The sequence below is a fragment of the Neobacillus drentensis genome (assembly GCF_021560175.1).
Lineage (GTDB): Bacteria > Bacillota > Bacilli > Bacillales > Cytobacillaceae > Neobacillus > Neobacillus drentensis_A.
This window is the reverse complement of record NZ_CP091110.1, coordinates 3,005,071-3,024,776: the sequence shown is the minus strand read 5'-3', so window position 1 is coordinate 3,024,776 and position 19,706 is coordinate 3,005,071. Positions and strand designations below refer to the sequence as shown.

Sequence of the window (19,706 nt, the reverse complement as noted above, 5' to 3'; positions counted from 1 at the left end):
TTAAGGGACAATAAAATGCTAAGCAACGGTAACACTCGTTTCCTTTTGATCCTCAATCTTGCCTGTATTCTGGTTATAATTCACGTTGATGCTTCCAACCGGACCATTTCGGTTTTTGGAGATAATGATTTCAAGGGAATGATTGTTCGTTTCCTTGTCATAATACGACTCACGAAATAAGAACAAAATGACATCCGCATCTTGTTCCACACTGCCCGATTCCCGAATGTCAGACATCATGGGTCGTTTATCCGCTCTTGATTCGACTGATCGATTTAGCTGTGACAAACAAATGACGGGGCAATTAAAATCCTTGGCCATCGTTTTTAGGGATTTCGATATTTCCGAGACCTGTAAATGAGAATTCCCTCCGTAAATTTGACAAGTTTGGATTAATGTTAAGTAATCAATAAACAAAATTGGTTTCCTGTTTGGAAATTGATTGATCATTTTTCGGGTTTTCGCTCTTATTTCGGCAATCGATTGTCCTGCTCCATCAAAAATTTGTATTTGGGTTGCATCGAGATCACCGATCACATCCGACCATTTATCCTTTTGACTTTGATCAAGCAAATTCTTCGGATCCCGCATTCTTGCACGGTTAAAGCCACCTGTTGACGCCATTAATCGGCTTGTGATCAGCCGTTCAGGCATCTCTAAGGAAAATACGAGGGGCAGACACCCTGCCCAGCCCGTCATTTTGGCGAAATGCAGCATCACATCGGTTTTTCCCATTGAAGGTCTTGCGGCTAGAATCGTAACTTCCCCATTCTGAAATCCGCCCGTCACTTTGTCGAGCTTTTTGATGCCCGTAGTGACACTGTTCTGTATTACTTGATCCTCCCATGGTGCCTCATAGATCGTGGACAATGCCTGTTGGATAGGCGTGTGATCCACCATCTTCAGTTGATTAATGTTATCTAATTCTGTAACAATTCTTGCAATCTCCCAATCATTCATGGCTGCAACTGTCAAAATATTTCGCTTTTCCCGCTCCTTCCATTGTTCCAGAATGAGCTTTTCCATTCCTTCAAATTTTCCAAGGTCCGCAAACGATAACAGCTCTGAAAGATAAGATATTCCACCGTATGAATCAAGATCAGGTAAGGTGGTTAACGAGATCAGATCCACACTCTTACCGGCCCGATTTAACTCGACCATTTTTCGCATTAAGTCTTTATGACGTGTACTTTCCAGCTGTTCAGGTACTACCACCGTATCCTGAAGTAAATAGTCCGCTTTCAATAAGCTGCCTAAGAATACCTTTTCCACCATACTCATTCGTCTTCACCCGCCGTTAGATCGAGTTCAAATTCTCGTGGGATGTGTCTTCCGGTTGGAAACGGTTTGCGCTTGGTTACAGGCTTTTGGTTCTCCTGATAGGAATCAATTTCCTCTATGGTCAGTAACGATTCATTTTCCCAGTTTTTCAGAATCCCAACGACATAGCTCAGTCTGCGCTTATTATTGGCACATGCTATATTCATTGCTTTTAGAATCACATCTTTTGGTTGCAAGAAGCTAGAATCTTCTAACCATGCTAACAGCTGCTGTTTCGCATTTATGTTCGAAAATCCAAATCCGTTGTAGTCCCAGAATTCAATGATTTCCTTCACATCTTCAAGTTTTTGATCATTCTCTTCTTCTGGATTATCCTCTATGTATGGATAAAGAGCTTGTTGTTGTTGTTTTTCTTTTTCTTTTTCTTTTTCTTTTTCTTTTTCCTCTCGAATCGTAAAAGGCTCCGTGAACGTATCGTCTAGTTCTTCATCTTCACTGTTTAAATAGGAAATCACTTCATTTTGGTCGTTACCTTCATGGTCGAATAACTCTTCTTCTTGTTCACAAAATGATTCATAGACGCTGCGAAATTCCTTTTTAAGAATAGATTCGGCCACATATTCAATAAGTGAGCGATCTTCGACCTTTTTTAATTCAGAATAAATACAATCCATTATGGGTTTTCCACCTTTATACAGGTTATCTTTCGCCCAGTTTTTTAAGGCGAGTTCTCTTGTTTCAGGATTGTAACGAATCAATTTGTGATGTTCGATGAAACGTTCCATTAAGGCCTCCACACTTTCAATCGAATAGCCCAAATCAAATGCCATTTCTTTTTTCGTAATTTTATAGATTCCAATCTGAGTTGTTTTCGGATTGGTAAGTAGATACAGGTGAAAATACTTGTCTTCCGGGGTCATTTCTTCTAAAACAATCGGATTCTTCCAAAAATCAATATGCACGATTCGATACTTTGCCATCTTCAACCACTGCCCTTCTATTGATAGTACTTCCATTGTTTATTTATTGTTAAAAAAATAAGTAGGACAGTAGGTTTTTCATGATTATGTGAATTTTTTTTGACAAAAGAATTTCGGCTGCCTTTACAAGGTGAATCGAATTATATCCTAAAAACTAAAATTGATACAAAAATAAGCCAAAATGGCAAAAAACGGCTCCAAATTTGCAAATTTGGTGGCAAAAACACGCTTTTCATGCAAAAAGTGGCCCCAAATTAGAATTTTTGAGATTCGAATAGCTTAGCCAAAACCGGTATCTTAGAAATGCCGGAAATGTGGGGTTAACACGTTAGCTGGCCTAGATTATGTGAAGAGGTGGCTAATCGGATGAATTTAAAATCTGGCACTATTGAGGGATTTGATACGTTTTCGCAATTCGAAAGTTTAAAGGAGTTCAACCGCCATATGGAAATGTGGCTGCTTGATCACAAGAAGGATTTTTCAAAGGGTGAATTAATTGGCTTAAAAAAATTAGTCCGGTTCTCTGCCAAAATCCCTGGTGTTTGTAATGCCAAAATTGGAACAATTTTAAAAGCTATTAACCAAGAATGTAAAGAAAACATCCTTTCCCGTTCGACTTTCAAACGGATGATTCTGAAAGGCAAAAACATGGGGATTTTCACGGTCTATGAAACCGAAAGAAAGAACGGCTCTCAGTCCAGCAATCTTTATGTATTTAATCGTTATCCTTCTAATGAACCACCCAAGCAAGAAACCATGAACCGCCCTAAAGAAACTAGTAATCTTTTAAAAACTGAAAAAGAACAAAAGATAAATAAACGTAAAGAAGTACCGATTCATTTGGATCACACTTATGTGAGCAATCGTGTTCCACAAGCTTTCGTTGAAATCGTTAAATGCTTCTTTCCAGAGGCAAAGGTGATCGAAGAATATTGGCGTATGGCCCAGATCACTGCCTATGGCTATGAACTACATCATGAAACGGATCTAATGGTTAACCTTGCCATCCAATCCTTCAAGCAGTTAATTCGAAAACTTAAATTAACAAAGGCTGTAAAAAACCCGATTGCTTACTACTCTGGAATCTTAAAAGAGAAATATTTTCAGTATTATGAGGAGAGACTGAATGAACAGCACAAAAGAGGACTCATTCAAGCTAAAGCGATTTGTTTTGAGTTTAATGGCGATATACTGGAGTATGATTGGTTGAATCAATGATTTACTGCAAGTGGCTTCTAGAAAAAATAGAATCCTATTTTGGATATGATGATTGGCAGCGAAAAGTGTGAAATTATTTAGGTCGAAACATATAGGCGTAAAATCAAATTACTTTATTTGGATTGGTTTTGCGGCAAAAAAATGTCAGACACCTTAAAGGAAGCCTGACATTTCAGGATTTAGTTATTTCTCTTATTAGTTACTTTTTTGTGATTGTAAATACTCTTTCCAGGCAGTAATCCCGCCTTCTAGCAATGTGACATTATAGTTTTTTTCAGACAAGATTGCGGCGCATTTTTTGGCAGAGTTTCCTGTTGTACAGGTTACGACGATTTCATGGTTTTTAGGTAATGATGCGACTTCTTCTTCTCTGTTTTTCTCAAGTTCAAAGATCGTTTTTTTTGGAATATTAACGTTTTTGCTCCTAGGCGCTTCAATGTGATAATCATGGTATTTTTCCTCTGCGCGGACATCAAGTATGTAAGTTTGGTCATTTCCTTTCAGTCTCTCTTCAAGTTCTTTTGGCGTAATCGTTTTTATTGTCAAAATTAACTCTCCTTTTGAAGGTTTTAGTTCTAAGAAGTTTCCCATTTATTATAGCATGTGGCTCAAATCAAAATAATGATCCTGCCTAATTGGTTTTGTGATGACATGTAAGGAATGGGATATCAATTTGGAGTAAGTCATATGAAAAAGCACCTCCTTAAATTGATACATTCATGGTTTCAGGAGGCGCTGCGTGTTTTATGAAATACCGTAACTAAAATGAACTACAGAACCTCTCTAAGTAAGTGTATCACTTATAAAAGTTTTAACGTTGACCTGTATAGTACCTCGCACCCAAGGGCAACATCTTCAAAAGAACTCCACTCGTCTGGATGATGACTGATGCCATTCTTGCTCCTTACAAAAATCATTCCAATATCGGTGAGTTCTCCTAACACCATCGCATCATGTGCAGCTCCGCTTGGTAATTGATAAACAGGATACTGTAATTCTTGAAGTGAATCTTTTACTGCCTTCATCACGGTTGGTGAACTCATCACTGAAGATAGGGATTGAACCGGTCTAATTTCACACCCTAGACCGCGGTTTGCAGCAATGGTCCGAATGGATTGATAGATTTGAGTATCCGTCTTTTCACGCCGTTCATTAGCTATATCGCGAACATCAAGTGTAAAATCCACTCTTCCTGGAATGACATTGCTACTTCCAGGTTTTACTTCCAATTTTCCAACTGTCGCGACACTTCCGCTGCTGTCCTGTGCGATTTTCTCTATCGCTAGTATACATTCGGCAGCAGCTGTTAAAGCATCTTTTCTCTCGTTCATCCAGGTCGTTCCTGCATGCCCTGCTTCACCCGCGATGGTTACTTCCGCCCATTCTCCACCAGAAATCCCCGTCACGATTCCAACAGCTAAATCTTCCTTTTCTAACACTTTGCCCTGCTCAATATGTATTTCAATATAAGCTTTTACGTCCTTATTACTTAACTGAGCTTGTTCTAAAAGGTCTGGATTAATCCTATTAAAATATTCTCCTTCTCGACTGGCTTGCCTCATGGCCTCCAGATAGGTGACTCCATTTCTATCTGTTGCGGCAGCTAAATTTTCCTTTAATTTGTCTGCGCCTTCTGTCCCGACCAAAGCGGTACTGCCTACAAAAGCATAGTCAAAACGAGCCCCTTCCTCATCTGTTAAGGATACAACCTTTATCGTTCTTTCAGGTTGAAATCCTTTTTCTTTCAGCGTACATAGTACCTCTACACCCATTAGAACACCCATGGCGCCATCGAAACGCCCGCCAGAATTTACGGTATCAAGGTGAGAACCAATCAAAATGGCAGGTAATTCGGGATTTTTGCCGATTATTTGCCCGAAGATATTCCCGGCTGCGTCCATATAAGGGGATAAATCCGCTTGTTGCAGTAGTTTCAGAAACCATTTCCGTGCTTCGATATCCTTTTGGTCAAACGATGTCCGAGTGACCCCGCCATTGTCTCCTTCTCCTATCTTTCCAAGGGCCATTAATTGGTTCCAAAGGCGGTTACCATCAATCGTTAAATCTAAACTTTCCATGAAATTTGCATCCATAGGATTACATTCTCCCTTCATTTGAGTGTCCAGTATAGAGAAAATCCTGCTGTTTCCTTCCGGAAAAAAGCAGGATTATTCCTCCCCAACCTCACTTTATTCCTTTACTTGATTAAAGCAAATGAAATTTACCATCCTAGACATAGTTTTTACCACTTAATGATAAAAATGTACCACTGAATGACAGACAGTATACCACTCTAGACAGGTTATTTATATTGAAATATAGATTGGAGGTTGTGAAAACATTCACTTAAATTAACGTGCAGTTTAATTACTTCATAATAACTAGTGTTTGTTACACAAGCCGAACCCCTTCAACTATTTTTGAAGGGGTTCTTAAAAGCTACTTTTTCTCTTTGATAACAAATAAAACACCAGTAAGAATTAGTGTGGAACCTATCCAAAAGGTTACGCCTATGTTCTCCCCTAGAATAAGCCATCCCAGTAATGCCCCAACCACAGGTTGGAAGAAGAAAAATAGCCCTCCACTTGAGGCATTAAGCATTTGTAATCCACGATTCCAAAGTAGAAATCCACATGCTGTCGAAATAATACCCAAATACAAAATGCCTCCCCAAATGGTGGGGTGAGTCAGTTGCGAGATGTTAATTTCATATAACTGTGGCAAAACAAATGGGGTCAACACGATTAATGCTACCAAGATGGAATAGGTCGTTACCACAATTTGTGAATAATCACTCGGCACACGCTTTACAAGTACAGACATGAGTGCCCAAGTTAAAGCAGCAATAAGTAGTGAAATACCACCAAGTTGACTGGATAAATTTACATGACCGACTCCAACAATGAGAATAACCCCAATTGTCGCTAAACTAACGGAGATTCCCTTATTTAAAGTCAACAGTTCTTTAAGGATTAAGCGAGCAAAAATAACCATAAATGCTGGTGTTGAAGAAGTTATGATGGCTCCCATTTGTGCTGAGGATAGCATTGTGCCAGTTTCCTGTGTAACAATTGAAATGGCGTTGCCAATGACTCCGATGGCGATAATAAGTAAGAAATCCCGCTTATTAATCCGCCATTTTTGTCGCGTTACAAAGCCGATTACGAGAAGTGCGACAATCGCAACTAAATAACGCATCCAGACAAGTTCCAGTGGAGGTATGACCGATACTACAACTTTAACAACAACGTACATACCGCCCCAAATACTTGAAGCTAAAATTAAATATAAAGAACCTAATATGGTGTTTTTCACTTTTTTTACCCTCCGTTTTTTGTTTAGGTCGAGAATGCCCCTAACGGAGAGATGTAGTCACCTTCACTCCATTAAGAGCAGAAGCGTGCTACTGGCACATCATTTTCAAAAAGTGGAGTCCAATACATTTTAATTCACCTCAGTTTTACCACATTTATCTATGTTTTATTATAGCAAAGAATATTAAGCCTGCGTTATCAAGTTCTTAAGAAATTAATATGCCGAGAGTAGATTGTGAAATAGTCTACTTAAAGTAACGAGTGCTTTTGTGGAAGATCATAAGTCTAATTTCTCGTTAAAAATAAGGAGGAATTAGGCTTTTTTTATCTTTCTAGAACCCTAATGTTGTAAATGCAGTTTTCTGAAATTTACTCCATTGGTAAACACGTTGGCTACAAGTGGTGAATCTCGTGGCAATCGCTGGAAAAAAGATGGCAGAAGTGGTACATTCTTCTGGCTGTAATCATTTTACTGATTTATTACAGTAAAATACTTTATTTATGTAACCCATAGTAATTTTATACACAAAAAAAACAATACCTTCAAGAAATGTATTTACATTAATATGAATTATCAATACTGGTATGTTGATCTTTCGTTCCAACAAAAAATCACTCCCAAACATGGAGAAAACCACGTTTGGGAATGTCTCTTTCCGTCACCATCAATTATTGTAGGAAAATAATTGGATTTAAATCACCTTTGGCAAATAAAGGATGTTTTGGTTGCTTGCACTTCAATACTTCCAAACAATGGATTGACTTTTTTTCACTTGAAAGCAGCTTCAGTACTTCCTTATCCCGATTTTTGAAAGAACCATTCTCACCCCATGCAACCACCACTAGACTCGCACTCTTTACTGCATTAAGAATGTAATTATTCGTTTTTCTTCCGATAGGGTCATCCACACTTTTTAAATTACTAAAATCAGTAGAACGAAATGAAAATAGATTTACCATTTCTAATAAACCATATTTACTGTTGTGCCATCTTTTAGCAAAGTCAATGCACCGATTTAATGTCGGGTCATTGTATTCTGCGTCTGCGGTACTTGGATTTAAACAAATAAACACTACTTTTTCTTTTGAAGAATCCCATACTCTTGTCAGAGAATATCTGTACGTTTCTGTTTCATCAAAAATAGCGCTGTTTTTTAGAATAGCAGGCTTTTCAATCTTACTCCTTAACCATTCTTCAGCTTGTTTTGCTATAAATCTTTCAAATTCGTTTTCTGCTAATTTGTTTGTTTCATTTAAAACATTTAGAACATCCGTCCAAGTAATAATACTGATCCCTTTTAAATTTTTACAACCGTCTAACCTATAGGGAAGCTCTTTCTCCACATGAACTATTGATTGGCGGTATTTATTCGTGATTGAATAACCTGCAGGTGAATGTTTTTCATCCAATATCAACAACGAAAAATATAAGTCTTTCCCTTTTGCATAGTCTAAGCCGACATCAATATTACGTATGACCTGATTTCGAGATGTATCATGAGTAGTATTTTTACTAATATCGCTTTTATATTTAGCTTCAATCAACCATACAAACTCATTGGTTTCAATAATAATATCTACTTCTGTTGGACCTTCTTTTACAAGACGAGCAAGCGGTAGGATCCTTTTCCATAAGATGATTTCCACTGATTCCGATGAGTATCCACATTCTTGATGGAAGGAGTTTTTATATAAACTGGGAAGCCATATATTCGGATTAATTTGTTTAAGACTCCGAAATACATTCCATGTCATCGCATCTTCACTGTTTTCACTTTTTAAATGGTCTAACTTATTACTTCTCCATGTTTCAAGATCAGAATTGTATTTGTCAATGATCAATGAATCCCTAAAGTCTAGATTTCTTAAAATTCCGGTCATTGATTTTTCCTGCACCTTTTGATTCCTCCAATTCTGGATTGAATTCTTTTCATCCTTTTTGATTACGCCTGTAGTCCAGTCTTCATTCGTTGACGAGTACATATGTAAAAACCACTCTACTTCTTATCTATGTTTATATGTTCCACATAAACCACATTAGTCCTCTTATTCTTACATATTTTATAGGTAAAACTTACTAATGTATTGATATTAAAATTGCTAATAGCCAGTTAAAATCCTTCTATAAAATATTCGTTTATTATTTTGTTGAATTAAGATTTAAAACCAAGGCCAATTTATAAAGATTTTTAAAAAATATGCCTCTTACCATTTAGGTGGATGAAGTTCAAGGACATGCCGCTTTTAGTATTTCGTTTTAAAAAATATATGATTTACGTTTTATATATTGTTTTTTAGCCTCAAAAAATACCCCTTAATATGTAATAAGAAAGGATTAATTTTGGCTAACAATGAAATTGTTTCCTTTTTTGCTAAAAACTAAGATAATAGTAGATAAGTGATTGTTGAAACCTTGAGGGGGGAATATAGTTGAAAAAAACACTATATTATCCTGGATTTGAAATTCAGGATGAAACTTGGTTAAAATTTGCATTGTTGTATATGGATGAAATCAGTACAATAGTTCCATATGAGGCTGAATATATTTTAAGTGAGGACTATAAATTAGTACATGATGAAACTAATTTATTAAAAAAACATCCTCCAGAGAGTTTTGAGGCAATAAGAACCACAAGAAAAGTAATCGAATCTCTTTCACAATATCTCAAAAACCCTAAGAAAATCATAAAAAATTTAGGAGAAATAGATGTTGTTAATCTATGGAGGCAAAGTCATAATCAAAATTATGAATTATTCGAAACAAAGTTCAGCCATGAATTTGCACAATTTTGCAAAGATTGGGGATTTTCTCAACCCTCTCAAAACGGCATATTAATACCTTCCCAACTCGCAACCACATACATGGGAGTTTTAGCACATAATATTGGTGATAGGCATGATATGTCAATAATAACTGACATTAGACATGAAGATGAGATAATAAGTTTTTTTGATGATTTATGGACATATAATCAAGACTTAGAAGAATTACATCATTTGAAAAAATACCTTTCTCTTGTATTACCAGTTGATTTAGAGGATATCCCGATTGGGAAAATTATAGATTTAAGGAACCAGGAGGATTTCCAAAAAAACCTAAAAGCTTTCCACTTTTCATTGCAGCAGCTTTCTTCAATTTCTGACAAGAAATTAACTGATTTGAGTTTCAAGGATATAACAGAAAATATCGAATGGTCATTAAAAGAATTGAGAGCAGATATTATTACCTTAAGTTCTGGTTTACTAAATACCTCATTGGCAATATTTCTTGCATTTAATGATGGAGGCAAAGCATTAGAAATTATCAATGAAGGCCTAGCGTTTGTCCCGGCTGCTGTGAGTGCAGGACAACTATATAATAATATTAAATCTAATAAGAGGAAAATGGCTACTAAATATTTAACTGACCTTCGAAACATAAATGTTTCTCAGCCAAGACAAAATTTGTTATCGGACATCCCCATAATTTAGGTGATTCAATCATTAGAAGTAGCGTACACTAGCTACCTCTGTGACAGTAATATTGTTCTCTTTTATATGAGAAATTGATTCGGAAAAACTAAATATTCGATATAATCGCATGATTCATTGGATGTCTCATCATCATTTTTTCAGTATTCTTTCCTTTCATGTAGCAAATATATTGAAAAAAAGCCGTAGCTTTGATTAAAAAAATCAAAATACGGCTTTTGCTATATACATCACCGGAAAGGTGCGTTTTATCTAGTTATCAATAAACGTAGTTATTACATGATAATTTAATAAGTATAACTCCCCATTTTTCTATGGAAACCAGGATCTGAAGAGAGATTACAATCAATTCCTAAATCTAAAGAAAGCTTTCTGGCAAGGACTTGCAATGGTACAACAAACTCTAAAGAAGCAAAATACGGATGATTTTTAAATTCAAAGATTAAATTATGAGGATCCTTTTCAAGCCCTTTTTCAGAGGTAATAACAAAGTTCTTATTTCCTCTTTCCCTTTCAAAATAGTTTCTCATATTCATCATTCTATTATAGTACTGACCTTCTGAACCAAGATAGAACATGAAGGTATCTTGATCAATCGAATGATAAACACCATGCATGAATTCCTCTAATTCATATCCCGTTACACTATATCTAACGGCTTCCAGTACTTTTAATGTTCCTTCCATTAAAGCAGACTTGCACTGCTCATACCCCACAATGATGATTCTTCTAGATTTAAGTAATTCCTCTTTATTATGGTTATACCAATCAACACTTTTTCCAGCAATAGCCGGGATATTATCGGTTGTGTCAAGCAAATCGGATACATAGCTCTCATACTCTAACGCAGTGACTTTCTTTGATTTTAAGCCTATGTTTAGAGCCAATAATACCAGTGTTGCTACAGTTCCAATATATCCTTTTGTTTTTGGCGCTGCATATTCAGGTCCTACTGAAATTTCTAAGAAACGTTCTGCATGATCCATAATGGGTGTATTTTTCTCCGCAGATGCAGCAATGGTTGCATATCCTTTTTCCTTGGCCTTATCCAAAGCTAGGATGGTAGATGTAGATCTTCCTGCATGAGAAATACCAATGACCAACGTATTCGAATCTGGTAAAAATTCTTGATCTTTAAAATCCATCGGATAGTGAGCCATGACTGGAATCCCTAAAACCTTCTCCATCACACTTCTAGACGCTAACCCAGCATGATAACTAGTTCCTGATCCTACTAAATAGATTCGATTTATTTGCTTTGAGAAAAAGTATTCAGTTGCTTCTTTCAGAATCTCATCTTTATGATCTACCATTCTTCTTACTGCATCTTTTGATTCTACAATATAATCATACATATCCCATGTTTGTTTATTCATATTATTCTCCTCGCCTAATAGTTTAAATCCCTGTTGTTCTGTCAAGCGATTTTCAAGTTCCTATTAATCTTTCTAATTGTTTCATTTGTCCTTGTGAATTAGAAAAATCCTTTGCTCTTTGAAGGAATTTTTTCGACTGATCCACATCTCCACTAAATTCATATAGCTTGGCAAGTCTAAAGTACAGTATGACCACGTCTGGTAAGGCCTTTGTTTTTTCAATCTTTTTCTCTAGTACACTTATATAGTTCTTGTCATGATCAATATAAATCGTTTTTAATTCATTCAATTCACGGGCTAATTCTTGATTCGTTTCTTCATCGATATGATGAATTAAGAAATGGTAGATTTCTAATGCATCATTTTTGTGCCCGAAGTCTAAATAATAAGCATATACGGACAGCAGGATACTAACTAAATCCTTCATTTTGATATTTGATTTCCTTAATTGTTCGGTAATCTCTTTTATTTGATCGTATTGGTTTGTATCTAAATAATATTTTATTTTTAAAACCATGATTGTTTTTGTTGAAAAATATAGTTTCATAGGTACAGAAGACAACAATTCCATATATGCTTCTTCTTTTTTAGAACGTTTATATTCCATCAATAACGACAAATATTTTTTGGTTATACCCTTCTTATAGATAAAACTAGCGAAAATACAAATAAAGAATAATGAAGGTACTAAATAATTAGTCATGGTATCGCTTCAGCATTCTAGCAAATCGCTTTGCTGTAATATGAGGACGAGTGATGGCATTCCCAACCACAACAGCATAGGCCCCCATGTATAAACATTGTACGGCGATTTCAGGAGTGGAAACCTTCCCTTCCATAATCACCATTGTTCCTGTACCTTTTACGGCATCCACAACATCTCGCAATAAAATAAAGTCAGGTTCGTCCTTAATTGTTACTTGATCAAAGTAACCAGCCTTTGTATATCCTTGTAAGGTAGGGGCTACAAATTCAGCTCCATACCCAGCAGCAATCCTTGCATCTTCAGGAGTTGAAATATCGGCGAAAATTAACGCTTCAGGAATTTCTTTTTTTATTTCCTTTATCGTTTCATAGGAGTACATTCCATCATCTCTCTTATGTTTCGTTGCCTGCACCGCAATAATCTCCGCACCAGCATTCCAAATTTCCCTAGCAGCATTAAGATCAGGCGTTAAATAAACATCCTTTATATTCCTATCTATTTTCCAAAGACCGATGATCGGTAAATCGACCGTTTCTTTTATTCTTTTTATGTCGTCCGGTGAATTCGCTCTTATACCGACTGCTCCACCCCATGCTGCACATTCGGCCATTTTCACCGTCATTCCATCCATATAGTGAGGTTCACCTGGAACCGCTTGGCAAGAAACAATTAAACCGTCTTTCAATCCGTCTATAATTTCTTCTCTTCTCATCCTTACCTCCCCTTACTTTAAAACGCCTATTACAACACCAAGAATACCGAGTATAATCAGCCCAAACATGATCCAGGTTCCACTGACTCTCTTTTGCAGGAGACTATAGCAGCCAAACGTAATGAGTAAAGGCAATAATTTAGGCATGATGGAATCTAAGGTTTCTTGAACATTAATCTTTGCGTGATTAATGCTAATGGCCGTAGGTAATTTGATGACGACCATGGAAGCAATCAATGCTCCAATCACAACCAGACCAAGAACCTTGGCGGCTTCTGTTAATTTTTGCAACGTCCCATTTTCACTAATCTTCGCTAAAAATTCGCTGCCTCCCTTGTAGCCAATTCTAAATCCAAACCATCTTACCAATTCACTCGGTATGACATTCATCAAAAAATACAAGAGCGGTCCCAAAATACTTCCTTTAATCGCCAATGGCGCACCGATTCCCACACCAATGACTCGAAACGTGCCCCAGAAAAAGGAGTCCCCAATCCCGGCAAGCGGCCCCATAAGCGCCGCTTTTACGGAATTAATGGAAGATACCTCGAACTCTTCTTCTTCGGCATTCGCATACTGTTCCTCCATCGCACAACTGATTCCGAGAATAAAGGGCGAAGTAGATGTCGCACAATTGAAAAACTCTAAGTGCCGTTGATACCCTTCTTTTAGCTGTTCATCATCATCACCGTACAATTTTTTAATCACAGGTGTCATGGCCCATCCATATCCAGTCGACATCTGTCTCTCATAATTAAAACAACCGAGAAGCTGGTAATGTCTTACGTAAACACTCATTAAGTCTTTTTTGGTTAACTTCTTTGAGTTATTTTCCATTAGAATAATTCCCCTTCCCTTGGCTTAAATTGATAATATAGATAAGCGCAGATCGCACCGAATATGGCCGCTCCAATCGTTGATATATTGAAAAAAGCTACAAGCGCAAACCCGAGGAATAGGAAGGCAGCGTATTTTTTATCAAGACTTAACTGCATTAACATCGCAATCCCGAGAGCAGGAAGCAGATTCCCTGATTGTGCTAAACCAGCTTGAATCACTTGAGGAATATGATTGACGATCCCTTTAATGACATCTCCTCCGACCATAAATCCAATAAACACCATCAAGAACTTAGACAAGAAGTACATGAGTGAACCTGACCAATTTCCAATGGCGATTCCTTTCCAGTTGCCCTTTGCAATCTGATTATCTGCATAATGGGCAAAGGTAGTATTCAAAATTGCCACCCCAATGGCTACAAATTGAGCAAGTAACGCGATCGGAATTGCTAAGGCTAAAGTGGTTTGATAATCGGCGCCCGTTTGAATCGCTAATGCAGTGGCTAAAGCAGAGCCAACCACCACATCGGGAGGAGTTGATGTTCCAATACCCACCAGTCCCATCCAAACTAGTTCCAGCTCACCACCAATGATTAAACCCGTTTGAAAGTCCCCCATCACCAAACCAACCAGCGGACCAATGATTATAGGCCGATCTAACATGTGCTGCCCGCCTATTCGGCTTTCCATGTAAACAACTGCAGCAATTAAGGCAATCAAAATTCCTTGAATCACCATTACTTTTGCCTCCTCTTAGCTAAATAGTTTGAAATGCTTTAAGGATTCCCTCATAATTCATTCTTTCTAAAGAAGGAGTAACTTGAGCAAAAACGTCAATTCCTTTTTCATGCAGCTTTCTAGCATACTCAAAATCTTCGATTGTCATTTTGATTTGCGGCAAGGTTGAAATTAATTTTTCTTTCTTTTTTAATCCTGCTGTCCCAATATTAACCGTTTTAATACCATCAACCTGTTCACTGACTTTATAAGCATCTTCTACACTTTCCGTCACAACAAAAAACTTTTTACTTTTGTATTTTTCACTATTTAGTATGCTTATGGATTCTTCGATAGTTTTAATAATCAAACTAACCCCAGCTGGTTTCGCCATTTTCATTGTCATACTCATAAATGCATCCTTTGAAGCCGCATCATTCGCCACTAAAATACAATCCGGCTTCAATGCACTAGTCCAGGAAACTGCTACCATTCCGTGGACCAAGCGATCATCCACTCTAACTAAACTAATCATCCGTAAACTCCTTCCCTTCCATTTCTTCCATTAATTTGTTCATGAATACTAATTGTTCTCTTGACGATGTTACAAGCCTCTCAATGGTTTCCTCATTCATCGTTTCAGGACTAAACACCAATTCCAAAAGAATCGATAAATTAATCCCGCTAATCACTTTATAGCCGAATCCAGCCAAGTGTTTTGAAGCAATTCTATTGACGCTTCCACCTGGAATATCTGTCAAGACAATGAGTGGAGATCCGGATAGTTCTTTCACTTTCTCGATAAAGTCCTTCTCAAAATCGTTATGCTCCACATAGGCATTCATATAGTGAACATTTTCTATCTGACTGTTAAAAAACTTTACAGACTCATAGAATCCTTCTGCTAGACGACCATGGGTAGCGATTAAAAATTGATAAGACACGATAAACCCCCTTCCAGAAGTATGAATGGCTGTTGTATAGACATAACGTGTTAATAAAAATTATCTTACGTGAGAGAAGCTTCTGATTTTATGTGGATAGATTGACGTGTCATACCCTATGGATTCGCAATTCCTGGCAGCCATTAGTTGAAACGGCAAAATGAAAAGAATAGGACTAAACACCTTGCTTACAGGGGCAGCTAAGGATAAGTCTTTACTTCTAAGATTGATCGTTTGATTGGTGATGACAAATTGATGCTCTGTTAACTGATCTAAAAAAGACCGGAACTTATCGATTGAATGGAGCTCTTCTCCCTCAGATGCAATCATAAAAATATATTGCTTAGAGTCAAAGGCCATCTCATATCCATGAAGCAATTCTTCAAGTTCGTGGGCAGAAAGTGGTTTATGAAAGGTTTCGTACATCTTTAAATAACCTTCCATCGCAGTCACATAATGATAGCCATAACCTGCGATCGCCCCTTTTTCCATGGAGATTAGTTCATATTTGTTTTTCAGGTACCATTCTTCAATGTGCTCTATGGCAGTTGGCAGTTGACCTATATCCTTTTCCAATGTTTCCATTATTGCTGTATAATCAAGCTCTGATAGATTACCAGTTTGCTTGCCAATTTCAACAGCCAAGAGGATGGCAGTAAATACAGTAGCAGTATATCCTCTTGTTTCAATTGGAATCTTCTCTTTCCCGCAATTTAAATGAATTGTTAGCCCCGCTTCATTCGTGATGAGACTGTTTAAATCTTCGGTTAGGGCAACGGTCTGAATTCCCAATTGATTCCCTTTTTTCACTGCATTTATGGAGGATATCGACGTTCCCGACTGGGAAATAGCAATCAGCATGGTTTCTTCTTTTTTATAATTTTTACTGAGAATTTCATATCTTGAAAAAAATGTAGGGATCGAAACGGATGTTTCAAAGTCTGTATATTGATCAAAATACATTTTCATTAATAAGGCCGCATGATAGCTTGTTCCCGATCCCGTCAAATAAACTCTTTTAATTTGATTCTTTTCGATATAGTTAAGTAATGGTATACAAGTATCATCTCTGGACGCTAAGATTTTTTTTAGCCTGCTGGGCTGATCGTAGATATAATCAATCATCTTCATTCCTAATCACTCCTATTAGACTTAACAAAGCCATTTCTGCTAAACTTGTTAAAGATTCACACCTCCTACCACTAACTAAATATTCAGAAGGAAATGTTGCTTATTCCTTTCCTTGAAATGCATTTGTTATAATACTATGTATATACAAATATGAATATGTATAGATTTTTAAAATTAATGTCTCCTCCTTATTATTGATTCAACCCCTCATCTGATGGCTCAGCATTCTGAAATTAACCTTTTATAATTTGTACTACGATGTATATACAAATATAGATATGTATATAATTTTATTCTCTCTCCATCCATTAAAGTCTCATAATACTGTCAATACGGAATAAACTATTATTGCATGATAGAAAATTTTCAAGAATAAATGGAAAGGGGTCATAAAGACATGAAAAATACCCCAAAATATACAATAGTGGAAGATTATTTAATTAATAGGATTAATTCGGGGGAACTTAAAGTTGGTGACCAGATTGAAACGGAAGAACAGCTAGCTGAACTCTTTGGTTACAGTAGAATGACCATAAATAAAGCTCTAAATAAACTTGTAGAAAAAAAATATATTACTCGTATTTCTGGAAAAGGCAGCTTTGTATCGTCTTCACATGTTACAAAGTCTCTGGAAAATCAATCAAGTTTCTCAGAAGATATGAGGAGTATTGGGCTTTTACCTGGATCAAAGCTCCTTTCTTATAAACTTATAAAATCTAACGAAATACCTGTGATTTCCAAAAAAATAGATTTAAAAGACAATGTTTTTGTTCATTATTTTGTTCGATTACGAACAGGTAATGGTAATCCAATTGCTATAAGCTATAACTATGTATCTACAGAAGTCCTGCCTGCGATAAATGTAGACGCTTTAAATCACTCCTTTTATGATTACTTGAAATCTTTAGGATATTCCGTTCTTGGCAGTGAATTAGAGATGGAGGCCGTTTTGCCTACCCCTGAACAGAAAAAACTATTGCAAATCGACCAAGGGGCCCTTCTGAAATCAAAAGCCATTACTACTGTTTCTCTTGATGGTAAGGAAAGCATTCTTGGATATTTTGAGACTTTTTATAATGGTAATACCTATACATATAAATTTAATAAGTGAATTTATTAAAAGTATTCGGATAGCTCCCTATAAGAGGTCACTCTTAAAGTCCAAAGATAAAGAAAAAGGGCGAACACCTTCAACTGGTGGTTCACCCTTTTTCTTATCCTCTACCTATGGTTCTTAAAATAAAATCTTGTGTTTAGCAGCAGTTTTTTTAAGTATCTTGATTTGGTGTTGGAAATGCTTGATAAAACGTTATGTTATTTATGTTTTAGCCCGAATTATTTCGGTACTTTTTCCGACCTGTTACTCTTCGTGTGTAGCATAATATATTAATTCACTAATATTCGCCCATGCATTTAGGTATTCATATTTTTCCATGGTCGACACCTCCTTTGCACATGGATTTGGTTCGTTACCTACATACCATCAAAAGTCCAATACTGTATCTACCCCTTTTCAATCAGATGAAACAGTTATTTGTTCGTTCTATCGTAAAAGTTAGATTTATAGGGTTACTAAAACAAGAATTGTAAATGGAGAAAGACTATTCACATTTGAGGAATTAAAAAGAAGAATTGAAGAAAATATCGATTATTATACTAATAAGCGCTAAAACAAAAATTGGCAGGTATGAGTCCGGTTCAATACCATATCTGCCAAATTAAACATTTTTGGCACTACCTATACTACCCTTTTCGCTCCAATAAATGATTCCTTCCAATACGAGTTTAATACTGAAATCATCACTTTTTTACCTTGTCTATAGGTATGAAGCATTTGATCTTGTCCAATATAAATGGCTACATGTCCAATTCTTGATAGCCTTTTCCTATTTTTTCTCTCACTGGTCGTAAAAAATAATAGATCTCCTTTCTTGATTTGATCAAAAGAAATCGGAACCCCTACTTCAAATTGCTGGCGAGAGTTTCTAGGGAGAATAATTCCATTCATTTCAAAAATACACTTTATAAATGAACTGCAATCAAATGAATCTGTTTGATAGGATGGAGCGTTAAACACATAAGGAGTTCCTAAATATTGTAAACCTGTTGAAATTATTTTATTTGCAAGCATGGCTTCCCTCTTTTTTAGTTTTTACTTTATAACATGTGGTAGAGGTTTATTTTGATTGGACAAAAGAATTTAAATTTTAATAGTGCCATTTTCTACTCTTTTAAAAGCTTTACAAAGGATATGCACAAAAAAAAGACCGAGTGCACTCTGGTCTACAGAAAAATAGGAATTCGTTAGAATCCTTGATATACTGAACTGGCCTAATTTTTAAACAAATGATCAATGTGATCCCGTTCATTTTCTATTAAACTTTAAAGCCTTTTCGGAGCATAGAGATTTTCATCAGCAGTCAGAATCTCATTTAGACAACAAGAGCATTTAAGAAGGTTAGATTGAATTTAGTATATTGAGGAATCTATTGGAGAGATTTAGTGATTTTTTAGTTTATAAATTTCCCTAGAATGCACTGAAATCATTTGATCATAGTATTCGAGGTCATGTTTTGTTGCCATTGTTACCTTTATTTCTTTAACTTCCTCTGAGACGGAATCTAGTTTTTTTTCAATTGAGGTAATTTTTTCATTTGTTTGAGTGATTTTTCCGTCCAATTCGGTAATTTTCCCGCTCAATTCAGAAACCTTTCCATCCATTTCAGTAATTTTTACATTTAATGCTGCAACTGCATTAATTAATTGATGCAATAAATCTCCCTGTCTTTTTTGTTCAGTCAAAATCAAATTAAGCGTTTTTTCCATTATTCCTCACCACCTCTCTTATTAGTATTTATTATAGCCGATTTTTGTTGGGAAATGTCGATAAAATTGGTTGAAATGAATCCTTCGCCATTTCGTTTAATCATCAAATCGTGTATTTTGTAATCATCCTCGCTCTTTAGAAAAAGTTCTAGGTCATTTTTTAAATTACGGATTTGGTCCTATATTTCTGT

At 36.3% G+C, this 19,706-nt stretch carries 20 protein-coding genes; 4 read left to right on the top strand and 16 right to left on the bottom strand.

Translation table 11 applies throughout. The features are described from left to right. Window positions 1–18 precede the first annotated feature (18 nt). Window positions 19–1,281 carry a DnaB-like helicase C-terminal domain-containing protein gene (locus tag L1999_RS14130; protein WP_235744125.1) on the bottom strand — a complete coding sequence of 421 codons (1,263 nt, stop codon included), beginning with the start codon at window positions 1,279–1,281 and terminating at the stop codon, window positions 19–21. Then, window positions 1,278–2,261, bottom strand: a complete 984-nt coding sequence (locus L1999_RS14125) for a DnaD domain protein (RefSeq protein WP_235744347.1) — start codon at window positions 2,259–2,261, stop codon at window positions 1,278–1,280. The genes L1999_RS14130 and L1999_RS14125 overlap by 4 nt, the downstream gene beginning before the upstream one ends. A 366-nt stretch (window positions 2,262–2,627) precedes the next feature. On the opposite strand from L1999_RS14125, the gene L1999_RS14120 reads away from it, so the two are divergent. Further along, window positions 2,628–3,479 carry a hypothetical protein gene (locus L1999_RS14120; RefSeq protein WP_235744124.1) on the top strand — a complete coding sequence of 284 codons (852 nt, stop codon included), beginning with the start codon at window positions 2,628–2,630 and terminating at the stop codon, window positions 3,477–3,479. Between the two features lie 195 nt (window positions 3,480–3,674). Here L1999_RS14120 and L1999_RS14115 read toward each other — a convergent pair whose 3' ends face one another. The 4 genes from L1999_RS14115 to L1999_RS14100 form a co-directional block, all read right to left on the bottom strand. After that, window positions 3,675–4,025 (bottom strand): rhodanese-like domain-containing protein, encoded by a 351-nt coding sequence (locus tag L1999_RS14115; RefSeq protein WP_235744123.1) that lies wholly within the window; start codon window positions 4,023–4,025, stop codon window positions 3,675–3,677. 254 nt (window positions 4,026–4,279) lie between these two features. Then, the gene (locus tag L1999_RS14110) at window positions 4,280–5,557 is read right to left on the bottom strand and encodes a M20 family metallo-hydrolase (RefSeq protein ID WP_235744122.1); all 1,278 of its coding nucleotides are present in this window, start codon (window positions 5,555–5,557) and stop codon (window positions 4,280–4,282) included. A gap of 361 nt (window positions 5,558–5,918) precedes the next feature. Continuing rightward, a complete protein-coding gene (locus L1999_RS14105; RefSeq protein WP_235744121.1) occupies window positions 5,919–6,794 on the bottom strand; it encodes a DMT family transporter in 876 nt (291 codons plus the stop codon). Window positions 6,795–7,462: 668 nt separating this feature from the next. After that, on the bottom strand, window positions 7,463–8,689 hold the full coding sequence (locus L1999_RS14100) for a DUF1643 domain-containing protein (RefSeq protein WP_235744120.1): 1,227 nt from the start codon (window positions 8,687–8,689) through the stop codon (window positions 7,463–7,465). A gap of 534 nt (window positions 8,690–9,223) precedes the next feature. On the opposite strand from L1999_RS14100, the gene L1999_RS14095 reads away from it, so the two are divergent. After that, window positions 9,224–10,264: a hypothetical protein gene (locus tag L1999_RS14095; RefSeq protein ID WP_235744119.1), complete on the top strand. Its 1,041-nt coding sequence runs from the start codon at window positions 9,224–9,226 to the stop codon at window positions 10,262–10,264. A 287-nt stretch (window positions 10,265–10,551) separates the two neighbouring features. Here L1999_RS14095 and L1999_RS14090 read toward each other — a convergent pair whose 3' ends face one another. The 8 genes from L1999_RS14090 to L1999_RS14055 are packed head-to-tail and all read right to left on the bottom strand — an operon-like array spanning window position 10,552 to window position 16,689. Further along, window positions 10,552–11,640: an SIS domain-containing protein gene (locus tag L1999_RS14090; protein ID WP_235744118.1), complete on the bottom strand. Its 1,089-nt coding sequence runs from the start codon at window positions 11,638–11,640 to the stop codon at window positions 10,552–10,554. A 52-nt stretch (window positions 11,641–11,692) separates the two neighbouring features. Then, window positions 11,693–12,343: a tetratricopeptide repeat protein gene (locus L1999_RS14085; RefSeq protein WP_235744117.1), complete on the bottom strand. Its 651-nt coding sequence runs from the start codon at window positions 12,341–12,343 to the stop codon at window positions 11,693–11,695. Then, window positions 12,336–13,058, bottom strand: a complete 723-nt coding sequence (locus tag L1999_RS14080) for an N-acetylmannosamine-6-phosphate 2-epimerase (protein WP_235744116.1) — start codon at window positions 13,056–13,058, stop codon at window positions 12,336–12,338. Before L1999_RS14080 ends, L1999_RS14085 begins: the two co-directional genes overlap by 8 nt. Before the next feature lie 12 nt (window positions 13,059–13,070). Next, a complete protein-coding gene (locus L1999_RS14075; protein WP_235744115.1) occupies window positions 13,071–13,895 on the bottom strand; it encodes a PTS system mannose/fructose/sorbose family transporter subunit IID in 825 nt (274 codons plus the stop codon). After that, window positions 13,895–14,635 (bottom strand): PTS mannose/fructose/sorbose/N-acetylgalactosamine transporter subunit IIC, encoded by a 741-nt coding sequence (locus tag L1999_RS14070; protein ID WP_235744114.1) that lies wholly within the window; start codon window positions 14,633–14,635, stop codon window positions 13,895–13,897. The genes L1999_RS14075 and L1999_RS14070 overlap by 1 nt, the downstream gene beginning before the upstream one ends. Before the next feature lie 19 nt (window positions 14,636–14,654). Further along, entirely contained in the window at window positions 14,655–15,149 is a 495-nt protein-coding gene (locus L1999_RS14065) for a PTS sugar transporter subunit IIB (protein ID WP_235744113.1), read from the bottom strand. Beyond that, window positions 15,142–15,558: a PTS sugar transporter subunit IIA gene (locus L1999_RS14060; protein WP_235744112.1), complete on the bottom strand. Its 417-nt coding sequence runs from the start codon at window positions 15,556–15,558 to the stop codon at window positions 15,142–15,144. The genes L1999_RS14065 and L1999_RS14060 overlap by 8 nt, the downstream gene beginning before the upstream one ends. 60 nt (window positions 15,559–15,618) lie before the next feature. Beyond that, window positions 15,619–16,689 carry an SIS domain-containing protein gene (locus L1999_RS14055; RefSeq protein ID WP_235744111.1) on the bottom strand — a complete coding sequence of 357 codons (1,071 nt, stop codon included), beginning with the start codon at window positions 16,687–16,689 and terminating at the stop codon, window positions 15,619–15,621. Window positions 16,690–17,086: 397 nt separating this feature from the next. On the opposite strand from L1999_RS14055, the gene L1999_RS14050 reads away from it, so the two are divergent. Next, complete coding sequence (locus L1999_RS14050; protein ID WP_235744110.1) at window positions 17,087–17,800, top strand: GntR family transcriptional regulator; 714 nt, start codon at window positions 17,087–17,089, stop codon at window positions 17,798–17,800. Window positions 17,801–18,248: 448 nt separating this feature from the next. Beyond that, window positions 18,249–18,359 (top strand): hypothetical protein, encoded by a 111-nt coding sequence (locus L1999_RS29870; RefSeq protein ID WP_430540035.1) that lies wholly within the window; start codon window positions 18,249–18,251, stop codon window positions 18,357–18,359. A 68-nt stretch (window positions 18,360–18,427) separates the two neighbouring features. On the opposite strand, the gene L1999_RS14045 is transcribed toward L1999_RS29870, so the two are convergent. Then, window positions 18,428–18,820: a C40 family peptidase gene (locus tag L1999_RS14045; protein ID WP_235744109.1), complete on the bottom strand. Its 393-nt coding sequence runs from the start codon at window positions 18,818–18,820 to the stop codon at window positions 18,428–18,430. 368 nt (window positions 18,821–19,188) lie between these two features. Continuing rightward, a complete protein-coding gene (locus tag L1999_RS14040) occupies window positions 19,189–19,515 on the bottom strand; it encodes a hypothetical protein (protein WP_235744108.1) in 327 nt (108 codons plus the stop codon). Window positions 19,516–19,706 lie beyond the last annotated feature (191 nt).

Coding starts and splice junctions, on each gene's coding strand:
- L1999_RS14120 (WP_235744124.1), top strand. CDS start 2,628: ATGAATTTAAAATCTGGCACTATTGAGGGATTTGATACGTTTTCGCAA.
- L1999_RS14130 (WP_235744125.1), bottom strand. CDS start 1,281: ATGAGTATGGTGGAAAAGGTATTCTTAGGCAGCTTATTGAAAGCGGAC.
- L1999_RS14080 (WP_235744116.1), bottom strand. CDS start 13,058: ATGAGAAGAGAAGAAATTATAGACGGATTGAAAGACGGTTTAATTGTT.
- L1999_RS14040 (WP_235744108.1), bottom strand. CDS start 19,515: ATGGAAAAAACGCTTAATTTGATTTTGACTGAACAAAAAAGACAGGGA.
- L1999_RS14050 (WP_235744110.1), top strand. CDS start 17,087: ATGAAAAATACCCCAAAATATACAATAGTGGAAGATTATTTAATTAAT.
- L1999_RS14065 (WP_235744113.1), bottom strand. CDS start 15,149: ATGATTAGTTTAGTTAGAGTGGATGATCGCTTGGTCCACGGAATGGTA.
- L1999_RS14045 (WP_235744109.1), bottom strand. CDS start 18,820: ATGCTTGCAAATAAAATAATTTCAACAGGTTTACAATATTTAGGAACT.
- L1999_RS14070 (WP_235744114.1), bottom strand. CDS start 14,635: ATGGTGATTCAAGGAATTTTGATTGCCTTAATTGCTGCAGTTGTTTAC.
- L1999_RS14110 (WP_235744122.1), bottom strand. CDS start 5,557: ATGGAAAGTTTAGATTTAACGATTGATGGTAACCGCCTTTGGAACCAA.
- L1999_RS14075 (WP_235744115.1), bottom strand. CDS start 13,895: ATGGAAAATAACTCAAAGAAGTTAACCAAAAAAGACTTAATGAGTGTT.
- L1999_RS14125 (WP_235744347.1), bottom strand. CDS start 2,261: ATGGCAAAGTATCGAATCGTGCATATTGATTTTTGGAAGAATCCGATT.
- L1999_RS14055 (WP_235744111.1), bottom strand. CDS start 16,689: ATGAAGATGATTGATTATATCTACGATCAGCCCAGCAGGCTAAAAAAA.
- L1999_RS14090 (WP_235744118.1), bottom strand. CDS start 11,640: ATGAATAAACAAACATGGGATATGTATGATTATATTGTAGAATCAAAA.
- L1999_RS14085 (WP_235744117.1), bottom strand. CDS start 12,343: ATGACTAATTATTTAGTACCTTCATTATTCTTTATTTGTATTTTCGCT.